The organism is Thermostichus lividus PCC 6715 (assembly GCF_002754935.1).
Classification (GTDB): domain Bacteria; phylum Cyanobacteriota; class Cyanobacteriia; order Thermosynechococcales; family Thermosynechococcaceae; genus Thermosynechococcus; species Thermosynechococcus lividus.
Window position 1 is genome coordinate 1,109,186 of record NZ_CP018092.1, and the last position, 24,921, is coordinate 1,134,106.

Below are 24,921 nucleotides of genomic sequence, written 5' to 3' on the forward strand. Positions count from 1 at the left end.
CCCAAATGCGGACGGAACTGATCTGGGAGGGCAAGTATGACGAGTATGGCAACCGGCGAGAGGTGGATATTGCCGGGTGTGCCATGCCCATGCAGAAGATTGAAAGCATCGACGAACCGCGGCGGGCGGCGGCGGCAACGGGGCAGTTGGAACTGTTTGAGCAGCAGAATCCCCGTGTGGATGACTTTCGCAATCGGCTGATCTGGGGCGACAACAAGCTGGTGATGGCTTCCCTGTTGCAAGAGTTTAAGGGCAAGATTGACCTGATTTATATTGATCCGCCGTTTGATGTGGGCGAAGACTTTACGATGGATGTGCCGATTGGTGAGGATAAAGATACTCTTGAGAAAGATCAGTCCACTCTTGAAATGGTTGCATATCGAGATATGTGGGGTATGAACACAGATTCTTACCTTCACATGATGTATGAACGGCTGACTCTCATACGAGATCTGTTATCTGAAAAGGGAATTCTTTATGTTCATTGTGATTGGCACATGAACTATTTTCTACGTGCGCTTCTAAACGAAATCTTTCATGTTGATAATTTTCTAAACGAGTGTATTTGGTATTACTACAACAAGATGCATGACGTGAGGAAGCCAATCTTTCCTCGTTCACACGACACAATCCTTTCATATGCAAAACAGAAAGGGGGACATACTTTTAATCTCCAGCTAGAGAAGCGAGATAAACCTGTGACTCAACTTGTACGGAAAAAAGTTGACGGTCGAATGGTAAACGCAAGAGATCAGGATGGAAATGTTCTTTATCAGCAACGTGACGAAAGAACGGTAGATGATATATGGCGCATTCCGATGATTCAACCAGCAGACAAATCTCAAAATACAGGATATGCCACACAGAAGAATGAGCTTATCTTAGAACGCATCATCCAAGCCTCTTCCAACGAAGGCGATCTGGTTGCCGATTTCTTTTGTGGCAGTGGCACCACCGGGGCGGTTGCCGAGCGGTTGGGGCGCAGGTGGATTATGTGTGATTTGGGGCGGTTTGCCATCCACACCTCGCGCAAGCGGCTGATTGAGCTACAGCGCAAACTGCACAGTGAGGGCAAACCCTATCGCGCCTTTGATGTTTATAACTTGGGGCGCTACGAGCGGCAGTGGTGGCAAAAAGACCGCTTGCAGGGGGCGGATGAAGAACATCGGCGGGTGATTCTGGAGTTTTTCAAAGCCGAAATTCTCACCAACCCACCCTCACCCCTGCTGCATGGGCGCAAAGCGGGGGCATTTTGCCATGTGGATGGTATTGACTCCATCTTTACCCGTGAGGAAGCCAAACAGGTCGCCCAAGCGGTTGCCTCTGCGGGCGGGCGGGAGTGCTATTGCCTCGCTTGGGAATTTGAGATGGACTTGCACTTAACGGTGAATGCCCTGGTGCAGGAGTTGGGCGTAAAGCTCAAGCTGGTGCAGATTCCCCGCGAGATTATGGAGAAGAATCGCAAGGCACCGCCGCCATTTTTGGAAGTTGCCGTCCTTGCCGCCGAACCCGTTTATCGTTCTTCCCCCCTCTCCCCCTCTGGGAGAGGGGCCGGGGGTGAGGGACTCCGCACCGTAGACATCAAACTTACTCAGTTCATCCCATCTCTTGCCGAAGTGCCCACCAAAGAACTGGAAGCGATCAAGGAACGAGCTATTAAAAGCGGCTTTGATTTTATTGACTTCTGGGCGGTAGATTTTAACTGGCAACCGGGCAAGCCCTTCACCCACGACTGGCAAGATTATCGCACCCGCAAAGATCGCAGCCTCAAAACCATCAGCGATGCGGGCTACACCTACCCCGAACCGGGCAAATACACCGCCTGCGTCAAAGTGGTGGATACCTTCGGCTGCGACACCTCGATTACCGTAGAAATAGATGTTTAGGAGGTCAGACCATGCAACAAGTTGATATTGCCGACGCTCAAACTCAAATTAACCAACTTCTGCAATCTGCCCTGCAAGGCGAAGAAGTGATTATCACCCGCATTGACTTCTCCCCTCCTTGAAAGAGAGGGGATTCCCAAAGGATGCTACGCAACGGGCTGAAGCCGCGTTGCTTCGCTTTTCCCTTGAGCTGTCACCCACAACTTAATGCGGGTGGGGGCAGTCAAAGACCCCCTACTCACCTCAAGCATTTCTGCTATTGGGACTACGTTTATGTTTCGGTTCGTGGTTTCGCGCTTTTCAACACTAGCCAATTCGATACGCTCAACATCCTGCCATTGCTTGCAGTGGTTTAGGCTTGCCGCCAAAGCGGTAGTGACTTACTTGCCGGGATTTCTCCGTACTAGGATGTTTCTTCGCGTAGTTGATACGCCTACTTTCCACGTCTCTAGTTTAACACATAGAGAGGGCTAAAGCCCCCTGAGTTGGCTGTATTCCCTCGCTAAAGCGGAGGGGTTTTAGCCCGCCCACATCACTCCTATAACCAGCCTATTCTGAAGTTGATTCAGATTTTGTCTCCTGCCAAACGACGACAACGAGGCAGTGCCAAAGGTCAAATCTGGATGGCTCCTGACTTTGATGCACCCCTTGAAGACTTTCAGGAGTATAGGTCATGAAACTACTCCTGGATACGCATACCTTTCTCTGGTTCATTAACGATAGTCCCGAACTGAGTAGCTCTGCTGCCGATCTTTTGGAGTCTGATGTTGATTTACTCCTCAGTACAGCTAGTCTCTGGGAAATCGCGATCAAAGTCAGCCTGAATAAACTGATGTTACCTGATAGTTATCAAGGTTAAAGGTGGTATAATTTGGAAAATCGGTTTTGATGGGGAACAGCCATCAGACGCAAGGGGGAAAGTGCAGTGTGAATCTGCCGCTGTCCCGCAGCTGTGAAGAGAGGCGCAACTCTCTGAGTCAGAATGCCCGCCGAGCTATGAACCCGTTACGTATACATCTGCGAGGTACGGATGATGCAAACTTCAAGCTTTTGCGATTCGATTTTTGTCGGAAATTTAAAGGTTGTAGCGTTCTGTGTTGAACCTCTGAGCTGAACGCAAGGCTGACATTTAGCATTAGTGTTCTGTCTAGTGACGGACTGTTTCCCAGTCGGGGAACGGTAGTTTTTTCACGCTTATTCACAGAATTTAGGACGCTACAACCATGATCATTCAAACTGCAACGCTGGGATATCCCCGCATTGGTAAAAATCGTGAAGTTAAAAAGGCACTAGAAGCCTTCTGGAGCAGTAAGTCCGATGCAGAAACCTTACTGCAAACGGTGCGAGAGGTTGAATTTGCCCACTGGCAGACGCAACTCCAAGCCGGGATTGATCGCATTGGCATTGGCGACACTACCCTTTATGACCATGTGCTGGATTGGAGTGTGCGTTTAGGGCTAATTCCTGATCGCTTTCGTCATCTGACTGGACTGGATCAATACTTTGCAATGGCGCGAGGCAGGGATGGCATTCCGGCACTGGAAATGACCAAATGGTTTGATACCAACTATCACTATCTGGTGCCCGAAATCGACCCAGTTCTGCAACCAGCAGATTTTAGCGATTTCCTGGAAACAGTGCATCGTGCCCAAACTCTCTTGGGTCAACGGGCAATTCCCATCGTGTTAGGACCGCTCACACTGCTGCGACTCAGTCGTCTGGAGTTAAACGTAGAGCAAGCGGTTTCCTATCTGCTCGATCGCTATCTTGTCTTACTGGGTGAACTGAAAAATCTGGGTGTGGTCGAGGTACAAATCCATGAGCCTGCTCTGGTTCTGGGAGATGCCGACAATTTCAAAGGAGCTTATCAGTTAATCTATGATTCTCTCGGTCGAGTCGGTTTGCCAATCCATCTTGTTACCTACTTTGATGATTTGGGGTCTGCCTATCCCTGGGTGATGGAATTGCCTGTGGCTGGCATCAGTTTAGACTTCACCCGTGGGCGCAATTTAGACTTACTCCAGCAGCATGGTTTCCCAGCAGATAAACAGTTGGGTGTGGGCATTGTCGATGCGCGGAACGTCTGGAGAGTTCGACCTGAATCGGTATTATCAACGCTAGAAACCATTCAAAGCATCACGCCAAATATCAGATTGCACCCTTCCTCATCTCTGCAATTTGTGCCCTACGATGCCCAGCGAGAAGCCAAACTACCAGAACCCCTGAGAAATGTGTTGAGTTTTGCGGAACAAAAGCTGGAAGAAGTCGTAATTCTGGCACAAACCTTGGCTGGGGGTGATCCGAGCGACAAATTGGCAATGGTGCAAACGCAGTGGAAAGCCTTTGAGCAGTTCAGCCCCGTGAATCCAGCCGTACAGGAGCGACTCCGCAACCTGACTGTTCAGGCTCTGGAGCGTGCTATGCCCTACGAGCAACGCAAAAAACTCCAGCCAACGCTGCCGCCCTTGCCGACAACGACCATTGGCTCGTTTCCCCAAACCACAGAGGTACGGCAACTGCGAGTCAAGCTCAAACGGGGTGAAATCACTCAAGCCGAGTACGAAGCGGCGATCGATGCAGAGATTGCCAAATGCATTCAAATTCAAGAGGAAGCTGGGCTAGATGTGTTGGTGCATGGCGAGTTTGAGCGCACGGACATGGTGGAATTCTTTGGGCAGCAACTCTCTGGGTTCGCCTTTACCGAGCAGGGTTGGGTGCAAAGCTATGGCAGTCGCTGTGTGCGTCCGCCCATTATATATGGAGATGTAGCGCGAGCTGCACCGATGACGATTCGGGAGTTCAAGGTGGCACAATCCCTCACCGACAAAGTTGTCAAGGGAATGCTAACTGGCCCTGTAACTATGATCAACTGGTCGTTTACTCGCACGGATATTCCCCGCAGTGAACAGGCGATGCAGATTGCCTTCGCCTTGCGAGATGAAGTCGCAGATTTAGAAGCGGCGGGCGCGAAGATGGTGCAAATTGATGAACCCGCTCTGCGGGAGGGATTGCCCCTGAAGCCAGAACGCTGGAATGAGTATCTGTCTTGGGCAGTCGATGCGTTCCGTTTGGCGGCAGGAGTTGCCAAGCCGGAAACTCAAATTCACACCCACATGTGCTACTCCGAGTTTGGCGACATTATTCAGCACATTGAGCGTCTGGATGCAGATGTGTTGTCGATCGAGAATAGCCGCAGTAACAATGAAACTCTATTTGAAATTACGGATGCAGGCTACCAACATCAAGTTGGCAACGGTGTCTATGATGTCCATAGTCCAGCTATCCCTAGCACTGAACAGATGGTTCAGCAGCTCAAAACTGGGATTGCCAATCTACCGATCGAACAGATTTGGGTCAACCCTGATTGCGGATTGAAAACTCGCCGTTGGGAAGAAGTGATTCCGTCGCTGAAAAACATGGTGGAAGCCGCAAAAATCATGCGGGAGGAAATCAATGCGACCCAGGAGTGAGGTATGGCAAGGATGCTCTGGCTACTGGCAAAATCAATTCATTCAGGAAAACCTGTTACCCCTAGGACATGCGGCATGGCAGGGGTTTATGACTCAGGGAAGAGGCATGGTGGTATGCAATGTGATGATGCCTACAGCACGCTATGCCAATGTTGAGGCTGTCGATTGGCGCATTGACATTGTTGATTACACCGTTCGGTTTGTTCCTTCATCCCATGTTTCAGCCTATTTGCAATCTTTCAGCCTGGAGGCAAGCTTAATTGAATGTTTGACCGATACCGTTCAAATCTACGATCCTGAACGGGCAGTCCTGTTATTAATTAATGAAAACGGACGGGTAGATATTAATCTACTGCAAAACCTCAAGGTTTCTCCAGTTGATTGTTACCAACAGGTGCAACGGCATTGGATAGAGTTTCAACTTGATCAAATCCCCGGAGATTTATATGAACAAAGACTCTGATTTGATGGACTGGCAGCAAGAGTTTATAGCTACAAATTTGTTGGCGATCGGCTATAACGCTTGGGCAGGATACCTCGGTGGAGAACGAGGCGCACTCATTTGCAGCACTAATTCTCCAGCAGTTGGCGTTACAGGGGAATCTTTCCAAACTTACTTTATTCGGCGATCGCGCCTAGCTGCTTTTCTGAACGCCTGGTTAGTCGCTCCTGACACGGTGATTTTGCGCCATCACTTCATGAATGCCCACATTCTGGAAGCGGTGGATTCTTATAATCCAATGACGGAATTGGTCTTTCTGATGGAATCGTTTAACCAAGTGACGTTCTTTTACCTCAAGAATCTGCCCATCTCACCACCCCAATGCTACGAGCAAGTGTGTAAAACCTGGGAGGAGTTTCAGCCAGCAATTTGTGCCTTACAAAAGAATGTTGTGTCCTGACCCTGATGGTCAATAGCACTGCGACTACTGAATCTCTGAACCGATCACCCAACTCAAGATCTATTATGCTCAAGTATTACTTGCATCGCTCTGGAAAAATTCCTGCATCTATTCATCCATTCGTGAAAAATCAGGTCAACTCTCAATCTAATTCACCGCCTCAATTCGGTTTAATTCAGATGGTCGATCGCATTTACAGCTTTATTTTCTCTAAAGTTCAACCTATTTTTCAACAGAAACGCTAGCCACATTTATTCAAGGATTGAACATGAACATCTTCTTGGGGGCGATCGCCCTGCTAATCTCCTTTCTGCTGATTGGATCGATTCTTTACCTACTCTTTCCCCGCAAGTATCAGTCTGCTGATTCCGTTGCCAATTCCTATGACAATTGGACAAATGATGGCATTCTGGAGTTCTACTGGGGCGAACACATCCACCTGGGGCACTATGGCACTCCACCCCGCCGCAAGAATTTTCTCAAAGCCAAAGAAGACTTTGTGCATGAGATGGTGCATTGGGGCAAACTCGATCGCCTTCCTCCCGGCAGTACAGTTTTAGACGTGGGCTGTGGCATTGGTGGCAGCAGTCGCATTCTGGCACGGGATTATGGCTTCCATGTGACTGGCATTACCATCAGTCCACAGCAAGTAAGACGCGCCCAAGAATTAACACCGCCTGGGGTGAGTGCCCAGTTCCAGGTTGATGATGCCTTGGCACTGTCCTTTCCCGATGCCAGCTTTGATGTGGTCTGGTCGATTGAAGCAGGGCCGCACATGCCAGATAAAGCGCAGTTTGCTAGAGAGCTATTGCGGGTGCTGAAACCAGGTGGAATTCTAGTGGTCGCCGATTGGAATCAACGGGATGATCGTCGGCTTCCACTCAATTTTTGGGAAAAACTAGTCATGCGGCAACTGCTCGATCAATGGTCGCATCCAGCATTTTCCAGCATTGAGGGATTTTCAGAATTACTGGAGGCAACGGGACTGGTCGATGGAACTGTAACAACAGCGGACTGGACTGCTGAAACCCTACCCTCATGGCTCGATTCCATCTGGCAAGGCGTTGTCCGTCCAGCCGGAATTGTTCGATTTGGCTTGATCGGGTTGATTAAATCCTTGCGAGAAGTGCCCACCTTCCTGTTGATGCGGCTGGCATTTGGAGCAGGGCTATGTCGCTTTGGCATGTTTCGGGCGGTACGCGCCAATGTCTCTGCGAGTGAGGCGTTATCTGTGCAGACAAGGGATAGGCTTGCGGGATTTTCTTACGGAGACGCTGCACGAACATGAGTGAGATGAATGCTCTCGTTCCTGAAAATGCAGCCGATATTACCTATGATGTCATCATTGTTGGTGGTGGCATTGTGGGGTTAGTCCTAGCCTGCGGATTGTTATCTTCGGGTTTGCGGATTGCAATTGTTGAAGCGAAGACACCTCAGCAGGTGGCAGATCGCCTCCGCGCCTACGCCCTGTCGCCCCAGTCTGCCCACATTTTTCGTGCTTTGGGGGTGTGGGAGCAAATTGCGCCGGCGATCGCCCATTTTCCTAAAGTCGTCCTGTCGGATGCCGACTATCCACACTATGTGGAATTCTTGCCAGATGATATTGGCGAACCTGCTGTCTACTATTGTGCTGAGCATTCTATTCTGGTGCAGGCACTTCAACAGAAGGTTGCAACTTGCCCCGCTGTGACCTGCTGGTATGAAACTCAAGTCGTAGAAGTCAGTTATGGCACTGATCGAGCGACTCTGATGCTCAGCCATTCGCAACAACCAGAACGAACAGTTGCTGTGAATGCAGCCCTCGTCGTGGCGGCTGATGGCGCTAACTCTCAATTGCGAATCGGAGAAGAAATTAAAACCATTGGCTGGGATTACTGGCAATCTTGTGTTACAGCCTTTGTCTCACCTGCTCCACCTCACCAAAACATCGCCTATGAGCGGTTTTGGTCAAGTGGTCCGTTTGCCGTTTTGCCTTTACCTGACAATCGCTGTCAGATTGTTTGGACTGCTCCCCATGCGGAAGCGAGGGCGATCGCTGCTTTGCCATCTACCCAGTTTATTGCTGAAATGAGTCGTCGCTACGGCAACCAAGCCAGCGACCTTACCTTACTCAGTGCTCCCCTGGTGTTTCCTGTCCGGTTGGTACAGAGTCAAACCTATTGCAAACCTCGCCTTGCTTTAGTCGGAGATGCCGCCCATTGTTGTCATCCCATTGGCGGACAGGGGCTGAACATGGGCATCCGCGATGCCGCAGCCCTGGCTCAAGTTCTCCAAACAGCGCAGCAGCAGCAACAGGATCTCGGTAGTTTAGTGGTTTTGAAATCCTACGATCGCTGGCGGCGTTATGAAAACTGGCTCGTCTTACTCATGACCGATCTGCTCAACCGTACCTTCTCTAACCACTGGTTGCCTCTGGTCACCCTGCGGCGCATTGTCCTGCACGGAATGATCACTTGGACTCCTTTGCGGCAATTATTCCTGCGACTCATGACTGGACTCTGGGGCAGACAACCCTAGTTATCGAGTTTTGCACCGCTAGCCGCATTTATCGCCTATTGATTTGGTGAGTCTGCGGTTGAAGCGATAACTGCGATCGCGCAGTGTTGCCGGAGGCAAATCGCGCCAGCAGCCCAACAAGTCGATGAAGCGGACGGTTGAGAAATCTTGATTGTGTTGCGGATGTGACTTGCCGCCGCTTATCTTAATCGTTATGTTACACTAAAATAGTAGACCTTAGACCTGTTGGGAAATAACGAGCAGAATCGCTGAAACCCTTATACAGCATAGCTTTCAAGGATTCCTCGCCAAAATCGCTGAAACGCTTGCCAGGAAGGGCTTCCAAGGCTTTTCAAGCTTATTACACAACAACTCTCTTACACTTTTTTTGGAAATTCATGAAAACCAATCGACCTCTTTTATTCTTTACCATTCCATTATTTGCTGTAGTAGCTGCAGCAGTCACACAGCCTGCTGTCGGGCGACCTCCCGCGCCTTTTCCTCCTAACGGTCTACCTCCAGGCATCACTCCGAGTTATCGTGACCAAGAGCGGGCTTGGCGTGACATACGCAAAGCGGAAGAGACAGCGTATAGGCTCTCTTTCTTGGCAACACAAGCCTCAATAGCAAGGGCGAGCGATTTGACAAGTTTGGGCAATCGCCTCCTTAGTGATGCGCGGGGTCTATATGAGGCTGGAAGATACTTTCAAGCGACTGAAACCGCACTTGCTGCCAACAATGTTTATGAAGCCGCCCAAAACTTATACGAAGGCCAACTCGGCTATGTTCTGGGTCCTCGTGGGGAAGGAGTACTTACCCGTAGTTACTACGATGCGCCCTATCGAGTGTCAGAGGAGTTGTATAGAGCCGATTCAATCATGGCTTACTACAGATCAAACGACAGCACTGTGAGCAATTTACTTCGTTATGCCCGTGAGCTTGCAACACCATCCACATCTCCAACTGCTTCAATCCCATCCGCTAGTGCGCCTAACCTTAGCATCATGACTAATAATCGGGCAGCAATTCGCGTGGCAAAAGCAGCAATTCATCTGGTGCGAGCCGCGAACGGATTCTAGATTAAGTTAAAGAACAAGTTAATAGGTTGGTAATCCCAGTTTAGTGAATAGCAACCGTATGAGAGAAGATGGTACACAGCTAAAATCGACTCGTCGTTGCACGTATCAGTCAGGACATCACTTTGTCTAATGTCAAGACTGATTCTGCCTACTGCCGTAGGCGCGGGAACCGTTCTATATCTCCGTCGGGAACGAGCGAGGTTTTATCCGGTTCCCGAACCCTCCGGTTTCTATAAGGGAATTACGTAAACTGCTGGCTCAGCATTAGGGGATTGTGAACCGTGATTTTCTTCTTGTGAATTGAAATCATATTTTGATCGCGCAGTTCCCCCAGCAAACGAGTTACGGTGACGCGGGTGGAGCCAATCGCCTCGGCGATCGCCTGATGGGAGAGCTTCAGATCAACTGTCACGCCAGCACTGGTGGGGATGCCAAAATCGCGGCAGAGGATGAGTAAAAAACTCACTAGCCGTGACCCCATATCACGGTGGGCAAGGGTTTCAATCATCATTTCTGTCTGTAAAATCCGTGACGATAACCCCTGAATCATAAACATGGGCAGGGAGGGGTCTTCGTGCATGGCTTTTTCCACCTGTTCAATGGGAACCGCCAGCAACTCCACACTGGTAAAGGCAACGGCATGGTAAAACCGATCCGAGCGGGTACCCGTAATCAGGGACAGGACGCCAAATACGGTATTCTCCCGCAGCAGCGCCACGGTAATTTCTTCCCCCGCCTCATAGACCCGTGAGAGTTTAACGGCACCTTTGAGCAAAAAATAGACCTTTTCCGCTGGATCCCCCGGAAAGAAAATTGTTTTCCCCCGCTCATAGGTTTCAGTTGTGGCAGGAAAAAGCCCACTAGCCATGTGGCGAAAGACGGTTGCTAATGGTTGTTCTCTATTCATGACCTACTGTGGCTGTTCGATCCAAGGTAGTGGTTCAGTTGCCTGAGCCTCCCCCGCGTGTGGCATAACGTTCCTGAAAACAAAACTACACTACCGTTTGCGGAGAGTTTAGCTTTGAGAGATTAGTTAAACGGATTCAGGGGCACTTTTTTGTATCATGACACACATTTTTCCGAGAGAATTAACGGTGGCCGTCTCAGATAGTACAGTAGTGCCCCTACCAGTGGTAGCACGGTCCACCACCGCCACGGGCGATCGCCCATAGCGCGTCGCGCCCAATCATCCGGCAACAGGAGCGGAAACAACAGGGATAGCAGGCAAAAGTCAAGGGTCATGACGTGAATAAAGCGGCTAGAGCGCCATTGCTGCCAAAAGTCGGCCCACTCACCCCAAAGGAGGCCATAGCCGAGAAGTACCATCACTAGAAGTGATAAAAGGATAGCGGTTCCCCGCCACTCCCAGAGTTTGAGACCCTTGTCCAAGGTGCCGATCACCCGTGGATTGGGTTGGCGCAGCGCAAGGTAGGGCAAGAGGGCAAAGGCACCCACAAGAAAACTAGCAGCCACAAACGGCCATGCCGGGAACCGTTGACCGCGGCCATCCACTGCCAAAATGCCAGCGTAGAGAAGAGGCCATACCCCCATCAAATTAAAGAGGCTAACAATCAAGGGGTTAATGCCCTGCCAGTCGCCAAGCGCCAAGCGCTGAATCAGCTCCCATGTCTCGGGGCGATCGGGGGGGGCTAAGAACATACTGTAGAGGATAAGGCTGAGCCACAGTGCCCCTAAAAAGAAACGGTACCAAGAGGACACGAGCAAACTTGACAGGGTGGAGGGTAACGAGTTGTTCAATTCTGGCCTGTGTTCAACGAGACGCTAGAGTGTCCCGCAGTAGGGGATAGTCTTCACTAGTATATTAAAGAATTGTTTCCGGCGTGCAGACACAACAATAGACTTGAGACTCAGTAACCTGTCCCAAGCCTATGCTCAAAGAAACGTTGGTGCAGCCGCTCTAGTACGCCAAGCCCATACTGCGGGTGGTTTCAGCGCCCAGATAAACACGGATGCTTAAGAAATCGGTGGGGCAGGCGGTTTCGCACCGCTTACAACCAACACAGTCTTCGGTGCGGGGGGAGGAGGCAATTTGCCCAGCTTTACAACCATCCCAAGGCACCATTTCCAGCACATCGGTGGGGCAGGCCCGCACACACTGGGTGCAGCCAATGCAAGTGTCGTAAATTTTTACAGTGTGAGCCATGTAATAACCGCTCCTAAACGATCAGGATACAGGGGTTGCCCTGCGGATGCCGTGCACCAAGGTACTCCCCACGGGACGACAGTAAGGGCAGTCTGGAGATAAATACCGACAATTAGGATACCGCAGTGGCTGTAGTCTAAGTTGAGGAGCAGCAACAAACTTCAAAGAATGTAACTTTTTTGTAAAGTCTTATGAGGACTCCCCATTATGTCTCAGGTGCATCTTAAGGATTACGAGCAAGCTCAGCTAAACGTCATTCGCCGCTGGCTTGCCCATGATGAAGCAGGCATGGCACACCTGTTCGATCCATTCACCACTGCACTACAGGGGGGAATTGCCCCGTTGTTACCTCCAGAGGGGCTGACGGTTCTCCGTGCTGTGTGCGATCGCCTCCTTGGGGCGGGCCATCAGGAGTGGAATCATCTGCGGCGGCAACTCTCGGCAGACCTAGCAGAAATAAAGGATTGGCAAGACTTGCAGCAGCAACCGCTAGAGGTGTGCGATCGCCTGCAAGGACGGGTACAGGCGATCGCCTTGGGACAGGCCACCGTAGAAGGGCTGCTCACTGCCCCCCTAGAAGGGGTAGGGGAACTGGCGGATGTGGGGCTAACCCTTCTAGGGGGGCTAAAAACCATTCAGCGAGTTGGGTTATGCTATGGCTTTGGTTCAGCGGCAGTCTTTGAGCAGGAAATTGTTTGGAGCACCTTGGCAACCAGCTTTGCAGCCACAGCGGTGGAGCGGCAGCATACGCTTGGCAGTCTCTTGGTTCGGGATCCAGACCTACCCCGGCAGACGGTGGCCGAGTTATTGACAGACACCGCTCTAGAAACACTCACAGATACCACTGTTGAAGCAGTGTTTGAGCAAGCCATCATCAATTTAAGCGAGGAGCTGAGCGGTGAACTGGTGCCGCTGGTGGGGGTGGTGTTGGGGGTCGCTGCCAATGACCAATTTGTCATGCAAGTCACGACAACAGCTCGCTACGTCTATCAACTACGGTGGTTGTTGCGTACCTACGGCGGCAGGGACACCGATCGCGCCGTTAGCTGATCCCCCAAGTTGCACCTGTTGCTGGATAGCACGCTCACCCATGCCAAAGATCAAGAACAGGTGGGCGGCTAAAACTGGCTTCAAACTCCGGCTGAACAACTTCCCGTGCCCCCAACTGGTAGAGCAGTTCAATATCGCGATCGCCTTCCCCAACACACCTTACCGCCGAGCGCCTTTTGCTCAACCTTCAACAAGTGCAGGGCTAGCAGATGCGTTTAGGGGAGAAAAGAGGAGGGCAGGGTATAATTTGGGTAGCAGCCTTGCTCTCTAGGCATGATGCAGGAGGGGTTATGCCAACCGTACAACACTATTCCCACGAGTTTATTAATCAATTGACCCCCCAAGACGTAGCCGCCCTAGCGCAGCGACTAGAGGAGGACGACTACGACACTCCCTTTGCTGCTTTAGAGGATTGGCATCTCTTGCGCTCCTTGGCATTTCAGCGGCCAGAACTTGCAGAACCGTACCTATACCTTCTTGATTTAGAAGCCTTTGACGAGTCCTAAGGTTGCCCCCCATTTACTGGTGGGGGTGGGCGGTGGTATTGCTGCCTACAAAATCTGTGATGTTATTTCCACCCAAGTAAAAGCGGGTTGGAGTGTTTCAGCAATTTTGTCAGAAACTGCTGCCCACTTTGTTACGCCTCTCACCCTATCGACCCTCTGTCGGCGGTCTGTTCTTACGGATGCTGATTTTTGGCACCCCCAAGCGCCCCGGCCACTGCACATTGAGTTAGCGGAAACGGCCACGTTGCTGCTCATTGCCCCGTTGACGGCGAATACCCTTGCTAAATTAGCCTATGGCTTGGCAGATACCCTGCTGACGAGTACAGTGCTGGCCTCCAACATGCCTATCCTCGTGGCACCGGCGATGAATACCCGCATGTGGGAGCAGCCCACTGTGCAAGCCCACTGGCAGCAGTTACAGCAGCAGCCTCGCTACCATTGCTTACCCCCAACCCACGGCCGCCTTGCCTGTGATAGCGTTGGCATGGGCCGCATGGCTGAGACGAGCGAGATTATTGCCTACCTTGATTCCTTGGCGCACACCCACGGCCAGCGAGACCTCAGTGGCAAGCACTTACTGATTACCGCAGGGGGCACCCGCGAATACTTGGATGCAGTGCGCTTTATCGGCAACCCAGCCACTGGCAAGATGGGGTTAGCGTTAGCGCGCGCAGCGGTACATCGGGGGGCACGGGTCACGCTGGTTCACGGCATCCTCAGTGAACCAGTGCCACCGCAGGTCACGGCCATTGCTGCTGAAACAAGTGAGCAACTGCAAGCGGCGGTGATGCAGGTGTGGCCAACGGCAGATTGGCTGGTGATGGCCGCAGCGGTAGGGGATGTCCGCCCCGCCACCCAGTACGCTGGCAAATTACCGAAGGCGCAGCTACCGACGGCGTTGCCCTTAGCCACTATTCCCGATATTTTGACCATGGCTGCCCAAGGTCGCCAGCCCCACCAACGGCTGATTGGGTTTGCCGCTCAAACAGGAGACATTGAGCCAGCGGCACGGGCAAAGTTAGCCCACAAAGGTTTAGACCTGATGGTGGCCAATGCAGTAGATCAGCCAGGATGTGGCTTTGGCACACAGGAGAATGCGGCTCTTGTCCTCGGCAGTGATGGGCGTTCCCATCGGTTGGCACGGATGCCCAAGTTAATACTGGCGCATCACATTTTTGATCTAGCGCAGGCATGGCTAACCTGAAGCAGCAGCTAACGGTGCTTCCTTTACCGCCCCATGTGCAACGGGCGATCGCCGCGGCGGAAACCCTTGACTCCTTGGCCACCGTGGTGCAGGAGTTGGCCGAAAATGCCCTTGATGCTGGAGCGAGCCGCATTCATGTGCACTGGCACCCCCAACTGTGGAGTGTAGAGCTGACCGATAATGGCCATGGCATCCGTGTCGTTGACTTACCGCACGTGGCACTCGCTGCCACCACCAGTAAATTGCCCCAGAATGGGGATTGGATGCAGGTAACGACCCTTGGCTTTCGCGGCCAAGCTCTGCACAGTCTTGCCCAGATGGCTGAACTCACCATCTGTAGCCGCCATGTCGAGGCAGAGACAGGTTGGTGGGTTCGCTACGATCGCCACGGACATGTTCAAGCACAACGCCCCCAAGGGATGGCGGTGGGCACCCGTGTCGAAGTGCGACAGCTATTTCAGGACTGGCCGCAACGGCGACAGGGGCAACAGGCTAAACAGTTGCAGCGGCGACTTCAAGAACTCGCCCTGTGTTCGCCAGCGGTCGCATGGCATGTTCTGCGCGCCCAAAAACGCTGGTTGCATTGGCCTGCTGTCACCTCCCTTGGCGATCGCCTCCAGCAATTCCTACCACAACTGAATCCCGCAGATTTACGCCAGTACCAAGATCCCCAAATTGAACTGGTGCTGGGGCTACCGGATCGCCACCATCGCCCTCGCCCTGACTGGCTGGGTGTTGCCATTAACGGTCGCTGGGTCGAACTCCACAGCCAACCCACATGGCAGCAGATCCTGCTGGAAGCCTTTGGCCGCAGCCTGCCCCGGCAGCGATTTCCCCTGTGCTTGGCTCACCTGCATTTGCCACCCAGCGCCATTGACTGGAGCGCCCAGCCCCAAAAACGCACCATCTACTTGCGGGATGCCGAGCAATGGCAAGCGCTGCTCAAGGAACGGATTGCCGACCTGTTGCACTCTCCGGTGACCTTGAGTCCGCCTGCTAGCTACCAACTGCTGAAAACTGCCGAACCAGCGGGACGCTACCGCAGTATTGCCCCCCAGCCCTCGCTTCAGCACCTGAAAGCCGTGGCTCAATTGCATCAAACCTATATTGTCGTTGAGCAGCAGGATGGGGTATGGCTCATCGAGCAGCACATTGCCCATGAGCGGGTACTCTACGAACAAATTGAAGCAGATTGGCAGGTTGTCGAGCTGTCTCAACCTTTACTCATCGAGGCATTAACCCCTGAACAGGTGAACCGTCTCCAAGAGTGGGGACTCGACATTGTTCCTTTTGGCACCTGCGTTTGGGCGGTGCGTAGCCTGCCCCAGTTGTTGGAGTCTCGCGCAGATGCCACAGCAGCTCTGCTTGAACTCTCTCAGGTAGCTGATTTAACAGCAGCAAAAGTGGCAGTGGCTTGCCGTAGTGCTCTGCGCAATGGCACCCCCTTATCCTTGCCTGAAATGCAAACCTTGGTGGATCAGTGGTCTAGCTGTCGCCAACCCCATACCTGTCCCCATGGGCGACCGATTTGCCTACAATTGAGTGAATCGTCGCTTGCCCGCTTCTTCCGCCGCCATTGGGTGCTGGGCAAGAGTCATGGTCTGTAGGCCATACCTCACCCTTGGCTGTCAAGTGGGATTTCCCGACATGACTTGCCTAGAATGCCGAAATTGCAACAAAGCGTAATACCCCTTAAGGTAAGGACGGAACAACACTGCCTAAGCTTTAGCGGCTAGCTGGTGACTGTGGTGCAGTTATTTTAGGCAAGTTGTTTACCGCTGGCGATCGTGATGGAGTTCGATGTGGCAACAGTGTAAAAATCCCTGCCACATCTATTACTCGAGATAGCTATATCATTTGATTTCTTGATCTTAACCGAGCAACGGTTCGTTTGTTCATTCGTGAGTGGATTGGCAACTTGCCGAGTTTTAAGGAGGCATAAGGATGCGGATTGCTCAGATTGCGCCTTTGTGGGAACGTGTTCCTCCCCCAGCCTATGGCGGTACGGAATTAGTAGTTAGCTTACTAGCGGATGAATTAGTGCGGCGAGGGCATGAGGTGACCCTCTTTGCCACGGGTGACTCAAAAACCCTGGCACGGCTGGAAGCTGGATGTGCTGAGGCGTTGCGTCCCCAAGGGATTTTGCCACCGGAGTATGTGGTTTATGAGCAAATGCAACTGAGCAAGGTCTTTCAGCAGGCGGCGGACTTTGACTTAATTCATTCCCATGTGGACTACCCCGCCTTGCCCTATGCCAGCTTGACGAAAACACCCGTGGTTCATACCCTGCATGGTCTTTTCACCCCCCTCACGGAGCAGATATTTGTCCAGCATCATAACCAAAATTTTGTCAGTATCTCGAATTCGCAACGGCGTTCTGATTTAAATCTCAACTATGTAGCCACGGTCTATAATGCGATCGCCACCGATCGCTTCCAGTTTTACCCGCAACCGGACGAACCACCCTACCTCGCCTTTTTGGGGCGGATGTCCATCGAAAAAGGCCCTCACCTAGCGATCGCGATTGCCAAGGCGGTAGGCATCCCGCTGAAGATGGCTGGCAAGATTGATTTTTCCAACCAAACATTTTTTGAACGGGAAATTGCTCCCCACATTGATGGCCAGCAGATTCAATTTTTAGGGGAAGCCAACCATGCTATGAAGAATGAACTGATGGGGCGCGCCCTAGCAACCCTGTTTCCGATTACGTGGCAAGAACCCTTCGGCCTTGTGATGGTTGAATCGATGGCCTGTGGAACGCCTGTGATTGCCATGGCCTTGGGCGCTGCCCCGGAGGTGATTGCCCATGGTCGCAGCGGGTTCTTGTGCCACACCGTTGAGGACTGTGTTGCCGCTGTCCGCCAAGTATCACACATCGATCGGGCGGCCTGTCGTGCCTATGTCGAAGCCCACTTCGATGTTGATTGCATGGTGAATGGTTACGAAGCTGTCTATGAGGCTGTGCTGCGGGAACGCTTCGCCCAGAATGGTCATCTGCACACTCCCTTACGACTCGCCAGCTAAGTGTCTGGTGAATGTCTGCCAGCCGTAGATCGGGAAAGCTTCTCCCATCCCCACCGGCCTAACACGTATCAGGAGGAGATGGTCTATGACAGTCGCCCAGCAACCGTCAGTCACATTTCTTGCCCTTGACTATCCCCCCAGCCTACGCAGGGGCATTGGGTTCACTCGCTGGCCACTGCCTTAGGGCACCAAGGTTGGCAGGTGAATTGGGTTACAACCGCCGCCGGTCAATCTCCGCAGGGATTTTCCAAGGGAGACACCCCACAAACGCTTGCTTCAAAGGAAACGCTACCTGAACGCGAACTGACTAGCTTAGCCCCCACATGTCAACTGATACCCATAGAACTGGACATAGATCCGCAGCCGTGCGAGCGATCGCTCAAGCAGGCGGCCCAAGCCATCCTTGCCCAGCAAACTCAGCGCGGGTTGATCAGCCCCCTCTTCCATAGTTTTGATGATGCCTCAGCCCAGCTTGGCCAATACTTCAAAGCGTGCTATGGTTGGCGCTGGCTCCATACCCCGCCCCTAGGGCAAAGCCCGATGGGAACGATCCAGCACACCGGCGCTGAACCCGATCAGTGGCTCCTTTGGCAGGGGATGGCCACTGGTACTGGGGATGATGAGGTCAATCGGCAACGCCAGCGGCACTATGGGGGCTTCCGCCGCGATCCTTGGGTGGCGATCGCCACCCACCTGCATAATATTTATCGCCAGCACTTAGCCGCCTACGTAGGCGCTCGTCACGTCGAGATCCCACCTGTGGTAACCTTACCGATTGCTCCAGACCACCTACCCTACCAAGATCGCGAACTGATGCTGGCCCATGCCTAATCCATCCATGAATCATCCATCTGTTTTCCCTGATCCGCTACCCCCACCATCAACCGACCCAGGAATCGAGCCACAGGCCGATTCACCGCCAACGGCAATGCCCCCTGCCGACTCCAGTGACCCCATATCTGTTGTGGAGTTGGGGGATGGACGTACCTTCGCCCCTGTGCAGGAGGCAACAGAGACGCAATGGCCCTGTACCCAGAGCCGACGCCAGCAGACAACGTTGATCCTGAAAGATAATGACATCTTCTTAATCACGGATCCGCTGGGAAATATCACCTGCTTTGATAAACGGGATGAGACGCACCTCGGTCTCTTTTGCCGCGATACCCGTTTCCTTAGCCGACTAGAGTTGCAATTTGAGCGTCAACCGCTGATCCTGCTAAGCAGTTCCGCCCAGCGCGGGTTTGCCCTATCGGCGCAGTGTGCCAATCCGGGAACATCGCAGATTCCACCGGAAACGGTGAGTATTCAGCGGGAGCTGGTGTTGCAAGGGGGGCTGCTAGAAAAATTGACCCTGACCAACTATGGCAAGCAGCCCGTTAGCTTTGAACTGAGTTTGACCTTTGAGGCTGACTTTGCTGACCTCTTTGAGATTCGCGGCTGGGTACGGCAACGCACGGGGTTACGGATGCGCCAGCTTCGAGATGCCGAAGACGATGTATCGCTGAGTGCACCGTCGTCCGCCGCCGTCTCTCAAGATGCACCATCAACCCTGTCCTCCTCCCGCTCCCAGGCTCTAGTCCTCGCCTATCGCGGGGTGGATGGGGTCTTTATGGAGACCCGTATTGACTTCTATCGCCATCAGCCCGATCGCCTAGAGGGATATACGGCCATCTGGCACCTGCTGTTGCTCCCCCATGCCACAACGGTGTTGGGCTATCGGCTACAGCCCTTTGTAAATAATGAACCCGCTTCATCGGTGAGCATCCCAGCAACCGTCAGCCAAGCGCTAGCGGCGGAAACGATGGAGATGCAGCAGTGGCAAGAGTGTACTACCCAGTTTTACGCTGACGATCGCCCCTTGCAGCAAATCCTTGATCGCGCCACCCAAGATATTTACCTGCTACAACAGACCTTTCCCCTTGGGGACGACACCGATGAAACTGGGCAAGCCTTGGCAGCGGGTATTCCGTGGTTTTCCACCCTGTTTGGGCGCGATGCCCTGATTGCAGCGATGCAGACCTTGATTCTCAATCCGGATATTGCTCGCCAGACGCTGATGGTTCTAGCCGCCTATCAGGGACAGGCCACCAACGAATGGCGGGATGAGGAACCCGGGAAAATCCCCCACGAGTTGCGCCGGGGGGAAATGGCTCGCTGTGGCGAAATCCCCCATGATCCCTACTATGGCACGGTGGATGCTACGCCCCTGTGGCTGATGCTCTATGCCGATTACTATGCCTGGACGGGCGATCGCGCCTTTTTGGAACAGTACTGGCCCCACGCCGAAGCGGCGATGGCGTGGATTGATCGCAACTGTGCGGCTAGCGAGGGGTACTTAACCTACGAACGCAAGTCAGCGGGTGGGTTACGTAATCAAGGCTGGAAAGACTCAGGGGATTGCATTGTCAATGCCAAAGGGGACCTAGCAACGGGGGCGATCGCCCTCGTGGAGGTGCAGGGGTATGTTTATGCGGCTCGGATGCGCCTGAGTCAATTGGCTTACGCTCTTCACAAGCCGGACTTAGGCGATCGCTGGCAGCGGGCAGCTCAAACCCTCAAAGCCCAGTTCCAGAGAGACTTTTGGCTGCCGGAACAGGGGTACTTTGCACTGGCTCTCGATGGCGATGGCCACCCCGTAGATAGCATTACCTCTAACCCGGGGCAGTGTTTGGGGTTAGGGCTATTCAGTCGCGAACAGGCTCAGAGCGTTGCTGAACGCCTGAGTGCTCCGGATTTGTTCAACGGCTGGGGGATTCGCACCCTCAGCAGTACCTCCCCCGCCTACAACCCGATGGGGTATCACTTGGGTTCGGTGTGGCCCCACGACAGCGGTCTGATTGCCTTGGGGCTGCGCAGCCTAGGCTATACGGAACAGGCTCTAGAAATTGCCCAAGGTCTTTTGGACATGACCGCCCAGCAGCCGTACTACCGCCCGCCGGAACTCTTTTGTGGTTTTGCCCGCACTGCCGATAGCCCCCCAGTTCGCTATCCCGTGGCCTGCTCACCCCAAGCCTGGGCCACCGGCAGCATCTTTCACCTCATCCAAGTGATGGTTAATCTTGTTCCCGATGCTCCCAATAACTGTTTGCGGGTGGTGAATCCGACGCTATTACCCGACGTTTACTATTTATCCCTGCGTAACCTACGCATTGGCCAGACATGGTTAGATCTGGAGTTCGAGCGAGCCAATGGCGCAACGGCCTGCCGCGTAGTGCAAAAACGGGGCAATTTACGGGTCATTATCGAAGCCTGAGCTGGTGGTTTACAGATAGTACTGGTCTGGGGAATCGTCGCGATCGCGCTGGATCGCATAGAGATGGGCATACAGTCCCCCTTGTGCCAGTAGCTCGTCATGGTTGCCCTGCTCGCAGATGGTGCCTTCGTTGAGAACCACAATTTTATCGGCATCGCGAACCGTACTGAGGCGGTGGGCAATGATAATCATGGTGCGGGTACCAGTAATCGTCCGCAGCGCTCGCTGAATATCCCGCTCCGACTCGTAATCTAGGCTTGACGTTGCTTCGTCAAAGACCAGCACATCGGGATCCGCCAACAGCGCCCGGGCAATCCCTAGGCGTTGCCGTTGCCCCCCCGACAGCCGCAGCCCCCGCTCCCCCACAATTGTCCGATAGCCATGGGGAAGTTGTTCGGCAAATTCATCCACCCGCGCAATGGCACAGGCACGATAAACTGCTTCCGCATCGGCATCGGGGTGAGCGTAGGTGAGGTTATCCCAGAGGGTACCGTTAAACACGTCCACTTCTTGGTGCACGATCGCCAACCGTTTACGATAGGCGCGCACATCAAGGGTTTGAATGTCTTGGCCATCCACGAGAATCTGGCCTTGATCCGGCTGGAAATAGCGAAAGAGCAACTTAATGAGGGTTGACTTCCCTGAGCCGGAACGCCCCACCAAGGCGACGGTTTGACACGGCGGAATCAGCAAGGTAATATCCCGCAAAATTGGCCGTCCGGGGACATAGCTAAACCAGACGTGCTGGAAATCTACCTTGCCAGAGAGTTGAAGTTGGGGAATGGCAGCTTGCCCGAGGTCAATGCTGTCTCGCCCTGAGGGTAGCTCCATAAATTCATGGAACCGCAGCACTGAGGCATAGCGCCGCGCAAACACTTCCGCCACCTGCGAGAGGGGGGTAATTTCGGCGTAGGCCATACTGGCAAGGGTGTAGATGGTAATGAAATGGCCAAGGGAGACCCGCCCAGCAATCGTGGCGGCCAAGGAGAACCCCAACAAGCTAAAGAGGCAACACTGCACAAGGGTGCCTTGCCATGTAATGAGATACATGTAGCCGCGGTGGATGCGATCAATCACCATCTTGAACTCGCGATCCAGTCGATGGCGCTGCCGCTCTAGTTCGCGGGCTTCGTTAGCAAAGGCTTTGACGGTTTTGATGTTGGTAATGATCTCGGAGGTACGGCTTTCGGTGTTTTCAATGTGGCTGTCGAGAATTTCTTCTTTTTGAATAATTCGGCGCAGCGATCGCAACGTTAGCGCCAAGATCACACTAAACGAGACAATCAAACCAAGGGCAACCGGCCAGTCGAGCCACCATAAAATCAGGCTAATGCCCAGCACCCGCACCAGCTTAGGAATTAGTTGACCGGCAACTTCAGGATAGCTCCACGTATGGTTAGAGATGCCTTTGTTGACACGGTTGGCAATCCGACCGGGGTTATTTTCCTCAAAAAACTCTAAGGGTAGGCTGAGAATTTTTTCCACTGCTTTGCGGCTGTGATCTCGGCGCGCCGCAAGGGCGATCCACCAGTGGAACCACACCCCCACCCACGGCTGGATAGGAGCGCGGATCACCGTTGCTAAAAAGACCAGCGCACCCAGCACAGCAAGGTTCACCTGAAACGTATTGGTTACGCCAGTGAATCGGGTCACCGTTTCGGCGATCGCCACTATCGGCGCATCCAGTGGTTGCTGCGAGAGCAAATTGAGAATTTGACCAATGGCATAGGGAACCAGGAGATCCACTAGCTCGCAAACGCTAGCCGCAATAATACTTGTGAGGGCGATCGCCCGGTAAGGACGATAGTAGGACAAAATTGAGCGAAAAGATGCCATAACATCGATGCTCAGCAACAAATGTCTCGATTTTAACAAATTTTAATAATGCCGTTTTTTTCTAAGGTGGCGGTGGCTCACCATTGGCGGGATTAGCGGGCGGTGGCTCAGCGTTGCCTGCGTCATTGGTTGGCGGGGGGGGTGACTCAACCACCGGTGGGGTCGGCGATGGCGTAGCCACTGGCGGGACTGTGGGACTTGGCGTGGGGGTGGGCACGGTCAAGGTGGGTTCCGGCAGCGGTTGCTCTAACTCAGGCGTGGGGCTCTCCACTGGCTCTGGCGTCAGTGATGGGGTGGGTTCGGGTTCTGGCGTGTTTGTTGGTGTGGGGGTGGGGGTTGGGGTTACCTCAAGGGGGGGGACAACCGTCGGTAAGGTGGGGGGAAATTCCTGTTCTTGAGGCTGCAAGGGCGGCGGCACAACGGTGTCCACCGGCTGACTCCGTAACAGCAGACCCAGCCCTGCGCCAGCAAGCCCACCAATAAGTGCGGTTCCCAGCAGCCATCCCCAAGGTGACACGCCTGATCGCTGAGGGGAGGGTAGCACTGCCACCCCGCCCTCCGGCTGAGTTGCCCCTAAGGCAGTGCGATGTTTGGGCATCACCGCCACCGTTGCCGTAGTTTGACGAGCCACATTACCCCCTTCTAGGAGTTGTAACCATGCCCGCACACTTTGGGGACGCTCTCGCACATCCAGCGCCATCCCCCGTTCAATGGCGTCAATGGTGCGTTCACTGAGGTTGGGCTGGAACTGGCGCAGGTCTTCAAGGGGGACGCGATCGCGCAGCACCGACGCAACGGGCGGTTGACCGGCCAACAGGGCATAAAGCGTTGCTGCCAACGCATAGACATCGGTGGCGGGAGTCCATTGGTGGCGAGGTAAATACTGCTCAACCGGGGCATAGCCTGCCGACAGCAACCCCGTATTGGTTTCAGTGACTCCGGTTGTATATTCACGGGCAATACCAAAATCAATCAGCACCACCTGATTGGTGCCTTCGCGGAGCATGATGTTATCGGGCTTGACATCGCGGTGCAGAATGCCGTGCTCGTGTACCAAATCAAGGGCACTGGCCACTTGGCGAATGTAGTGCAACGCTGTTTTTTCCGGCAGTGGCCCCTGCTGCTGAATCACTTGAGCGAGGGTCTGACCCGCAATATAGTCCATGACAATAAAAGGCCGACCCGCCTCAATAAAGCAGTCGCTCACCCGCACAATATGGGGGTGCTGAAACTGAGCAAGGCGTTGGGCTTCTTGGATAAAACGCTCCGCCAGATCATGGATGCGCTTCGGCGGCTCCTGTTGCAGATTGAGGGTTTTGAGAACCACTGGCTGATTCAGCAGGGTGTGGGTGGCGCGGTAGGTAACCCCAAACCCTCCCTGACTCAACAAGGCATCAAGACGATACTTCCCGCCTTGAAGGGTACTACCTACACTCAGCATACTCAGGGAGGACATAGGCACCTTAAGGACGCAGCGTCGAAGAAGGGGGTTGCGGCATTGTTAACGGGGCTGGCCGTTGACTAAGAATAACCAAGCGATAGCCCAAGTATGCAGGTAATGTCGCCATTATCATCAAGATTATCACGGACAACAGCGACCCCCAGTGAAACCGGGAGCCATAGTAACTACGGTAGGGATCATAGCCAGCCTGAGGCACAATTTTTTCCCGTAGAGCCATCGGCCGCTTAAAGCGTAAGCGCCGATCATCCAGTTTTTCAAATAAGATCCATCCCCCTTGGGCTTCTTCACGACAAACCTGCCGCAGCACTTCAGGGTCATGGAACTGATTGCGCAGCGATCGCACAATTTTGAATTCCCAACCCCCTAACTGAGCCGATGGTTTCCCTTGGGGATCGGGTGGTTTTGAAGGGTAGGTGGTCAACTGTTCCTCTTCTTCATACGCCTGTTGGGTTTGGTCGTGTTGCCAGCACCACCACTGGCGGTACAGCAGGGCAGAAAAACCCAAGCTGCCGCTCATTAAGGATAATAGAATCACTTCGGCCATGGTGCTGCATTGGTGCTAGGGTCTGATCGGCGATCATACCGGAAA

23 protein-coding genes and 1 riboswitch are annotated in these 24,921 nt (G+C 53.2%); of the genes, 16 read left to right on the forward strand and 7 right to left on the reverse strand.

Annotation, left to right across the window (positions count from 1 at the left end; translation table 11 throughout):
* Window positions 1-5: 5 nt before the first annotated feature.
* From BRW62_RS05570 to BRW62_RS05610, 9 genes are all read left to right on the forward strand, one after another.
* Window positions 6-1,886, forward strand: a complete 1,881-nt coding sequence (locus tag BRW62_RS05570; RefSeq protein ID WP_198406180.1) for a DNA methyltransferase — start codon at window positions 6-8, stop codon at window positions 1,884-1,886.
* A gap of 11 nt (window positions 1,887-1,897) precedes the next feature.
* Window positions 1,898-2,008, forward strand: a complete 111-nt coding sequence (locus tag BRW62_RS15130) for a type II toxin-antitoxin system Phd/YefM family antitoxin (RefSeq protein WP_376787924.1) — start codon at window positions 1,898-1,900, stop codon at window positions 2,006-2,008.
* Between the two features lie 450 nt (window positions 2,009-2,458).
* The gene (locus tag BRW62_RS15135; protein ID WP_227517604.1) at window positions 2,459-2,563 is read left to right on the forward strand and encodes a DUF2281 domain-containing protein; all 105 of its coding nucleotides are present in this window, start codon (window positions 2,459-2,461) and stop codon (window positions 2,561-2,563) included.
* Window positions 2,560-2,745 (forward strand): type II toxin-antitoxin system VapC family toxin, encoded by a 186-nt coding sequence (locus BRW62_RS05580; RefSeq protein ID WP_198406181.1) that lies wholly within the window; start codon window positions 2,560-2,562, stop codon window positions 2,743-2,745. Before BRW62_RS15135 ends, BRW62_RS05580 begins: the two co-directional genes overlap by 4 nt.
* 4 nt (window positions 2,746-2,749) lie before the next feature.
* A riboswitch (cobalamin riboswitch) is annotated at window positions 2,750-2,894 on the forward strand.
* A gap of 215 nt (window positions 2,895-3,109) precedes the next feature.
* Entirely contained in the window at window positions 3,110-5,356 is a 2,247-nt protein-coding gene (gene metE / locus BRW62_RS05585; protein WP_099798626.1) for a 5-methyltetrahydropteroyltriglutamate--homocysteine S-methyltransferase, read from the forward strand.
* Entirely contained in the window at window positions 5,340-5,819 is a 480-nt protein-coding gene (locus tag BRW62_RS05590; protein ID WP_099798627.1) for a hypothetical protein, read from the forward strand. Before metE ends, BRW62_RS05590 begins: the two co-directional genes overlap by 17 nt.
* Window positions 5,803-6,258 (forward strand): hypothetical protein, encoded by a 456-nt coding sequence (locus BRW62_RS05595; protein ID WP_099798628.1) that lies wholly within the window; start codon window positions 5,803-5,805, stop codon window positions 6,256-6,258. Before BRW62_RS05590 ends, BRW62_RS05595 begins: the two co-directional genes overlap by 17 nt.
* 268 nt (window positions 6,259-6,526) lie before the next feature.
* On the forward strand, window positions 6,527-7,546 hold the full coding sequence (locus BRW62_RS05605) for a methyltransferase domain-containing protein (protein WP_099798630.1): 1,020 nt from the start codon (window positions 6,527-6,529) through the stop codon (window positions 7,544-7,546).
* Window positions 7,547-7,551: 5 nt separating this feature from the next.
* Entirely contained in the window at window positions 7,552-8,775 is a 1,224-nt protein-coding gene (locus tag BRW62_RS05610) for an FAD-dependent hydroxylase (protein WP_099799854.1), read from the forward strand.
* 1,299 nt (window positions 8,776-10,074) lie between these two features.
* Here BRW62_RS05610 and ntcA read toward each other — a convergent pair.
* From ntcA to psaC, 3 genes are all read right to left on the reverse strand, one after another.
* Window positions 10,075-10,740, reverse strand: a complete 666-nt coding sequence (gene ntcA / locus BRW62_RS05620; RefSeq protein ID WP_099798632.1) for a global nitrogen regulator NtcA — start codon at window positions 10,738-10,740, stop codon at window positions 10,075-10,077.
* A gap of 155 nt (window positions 10,741-10,895) precedes the next feature.
* Window positions 10,896-11,492, reverse strand: a complete 597-nt coding sequence (locus BRW62_RS05625) for a DUF2834 domain-containing protein (protein WP_198406229.1) — start codon at window positions 11,490-11,492, stop codon at window positions 10,896-10,898.
* A gap of 259 nt (window positions 11,493-11,751) precedes the next feature.
* Window positions 11,752-11,997, reverse strand: coding sequence for a photosystem I iron-sulfur center protein PsaC (psaC, locus tag BRW62_RS05630; RefSeq protein ID WP_011056855.1), 246 nt, complete (start codon window positions 11,995-11,997; stop codon window positions 11,752-11,754).
* A 207-nt stretch (window positions 11,998-12,204) separates the two neighbouring features.
* Here psaC and BRW62_RS05635 point away from each other — a divergent pair, with 207 nt between their 5' ends.
* The gene (locus tag BRW62_RS05635; protein WP_099798634.1) at window positions 12,205-13,047 is read left to right on the forward strand and encodes an EcsC family protein; all 843 of its coding nucleotides are present in this window, start codon (window positions 12,205-12,207) and stop codon (window positions 13,045-13,047) included.
* A gap of 34 nt (window positions 13,048-13,081) precedes the next feature.
* Here BRW62_RS05635 and BRW62_RS13055 read toward each other — a convergent pair whose 3' ends face one another.
* Window positions 13,082-13,231 (reverse strand): hypothetical protein, encoded by a 150-nt coding sequence (locus BRW62_RS13055; RefSeq protein ID WP_157768331.1) that lies wholly within the window; start codon window positions 13,229-13,231, stop codon window positions 13,082-13,084.
* Between the two features lie 106 nt (window positions 13,232-13,337).
* Here BRW62_RS13055 and isiD point away from each other — a divergent pair, with 106 nt between their 5' ends.
* The 6 genes from isiD (at window position 13,338) to BRW62_RS05670 (ending at window position 21,034) form a co-directional block, all read left to right on the forward strand.
* A complete protein-coding gene (gene isiD, locus BRW62_RS05645) occupies window positions 13,338-13,553 on the forward strand; it encodes a protein IsiD (RefSeq protein WP_099798636.1) in 216 nt (71 codons plus the stop codon).
* Window positions 13,540-14,757, forward strand: coding sequence for a bifunctional phosphopantothenoylcysteine decarboxylase/phosphopantothenate--cysteine ligase CoaBC (coaBC, locus tag BRW62_RS05650; RefSeq protein ID WP_227517606.1), 1,218 nt, complete (start codon window positions 13,540-13,542; stop codon window positions 14,755-14,757). Before isiD ends, coaBC begins: the two co-directional genes overlap by 14 nt.
* The gene (gene mutL / locus BRW62_RS05655) at window positions 14,745-16,364 is read left to right on the forward strand and encodes a DNA mismatch repair endonuclease MutL (protein WP_099798637.1); all 1,620 of its coding nucleotides are present in this window, start codon (window positions 14,745-14,747) and stop codon (window positions 16,362-16,364) included. The genes coaBC and mutL overlap by 13 nt, the downstream gene beginning before the upstream one ends.
* Before the next feature lie 337 nt (window positions 16,365-16,701).
* On the forward strand, window positions 16,702-17,781 hold the full coding sequence (locus BRW62_RS05660; protein ID WP_099798638.1) for a glycosyltransferase family 4 protein: 1,080 nt from the start codon (window positions 16,702-16,704) through the stop codon (window positions 17,779-17,781).
* Between the two features lie 201 nt (window positions 17,782-17,982).
* Entirely contained in the window at window positions 17,983-18,612 is a 630-nt protein-coding gene (locus tag BRW62_RS05665; protein ID WP_099798639.1) for a hypothetical protein, read from the forward strand.
* Between the two features lie 97 nt (window positions 18,613-18,709).
* Complete coding sequence (locus tag BRW62_RS05670; RefSeq protein WP_099798640.1) at window positions 18,710-21,034, forward strand: amylo-alpha-1,6-glucosidase; 2,325 nt, start codon at window positions 18,710-18,712, stop codon at window positions 21,032-21,034.
* A 9-nt stretch (window positions 21,035-21,043) separates the two neighbouring features.
* On the opposite strand, the gene BRW62_RS05675 is transcribed toward BRW62_RS05670, so the two are convergent.
* From BRW62_RS05675 to BRW62_RS05685, 3 genes are all read right to left on the reverse strand, one after another.
* The gene (locus BRW62_RS05675) at window positions 21,044-22,870 is read right to left on the reverse strand and encodes an ABC transporter ATP-binding protein (protein ID WP_099798641.1); all 1,827 of its coding nucleotides are present in this window, start codon (window positions 22,868-22,870) and stop codon (window positions 21,044-21,046) included.
* Window positions 22,871-22,931: 61 nt separating this feature from the next.
* On the reverse strand, window positions 22,932-24,326 hold the full coding sequence (locus BRW62_RS05680; protein WP_227517608.1) for a serine/threonine-protein kinase: 1,395 nt from the start codon (window positions 24,324-24,326) through the stop codon (window positions 22,932-22,934).
* 7 nt (window positions 24,327-24,333) lie between these two features.
* On the reverse strand, window positions 24,334-24,876 hold the full coding sequence (locus BRW62_RS05685) for a hypothetical protein (RefSeq protein WP_099798643.1): 543 nt from the start codon (window positions 24,874-24,876) through the stop codon (window positions 24,334-24,336).
* Window positions 24,877-24,921 lie beyond the last annotated feature (45 nt).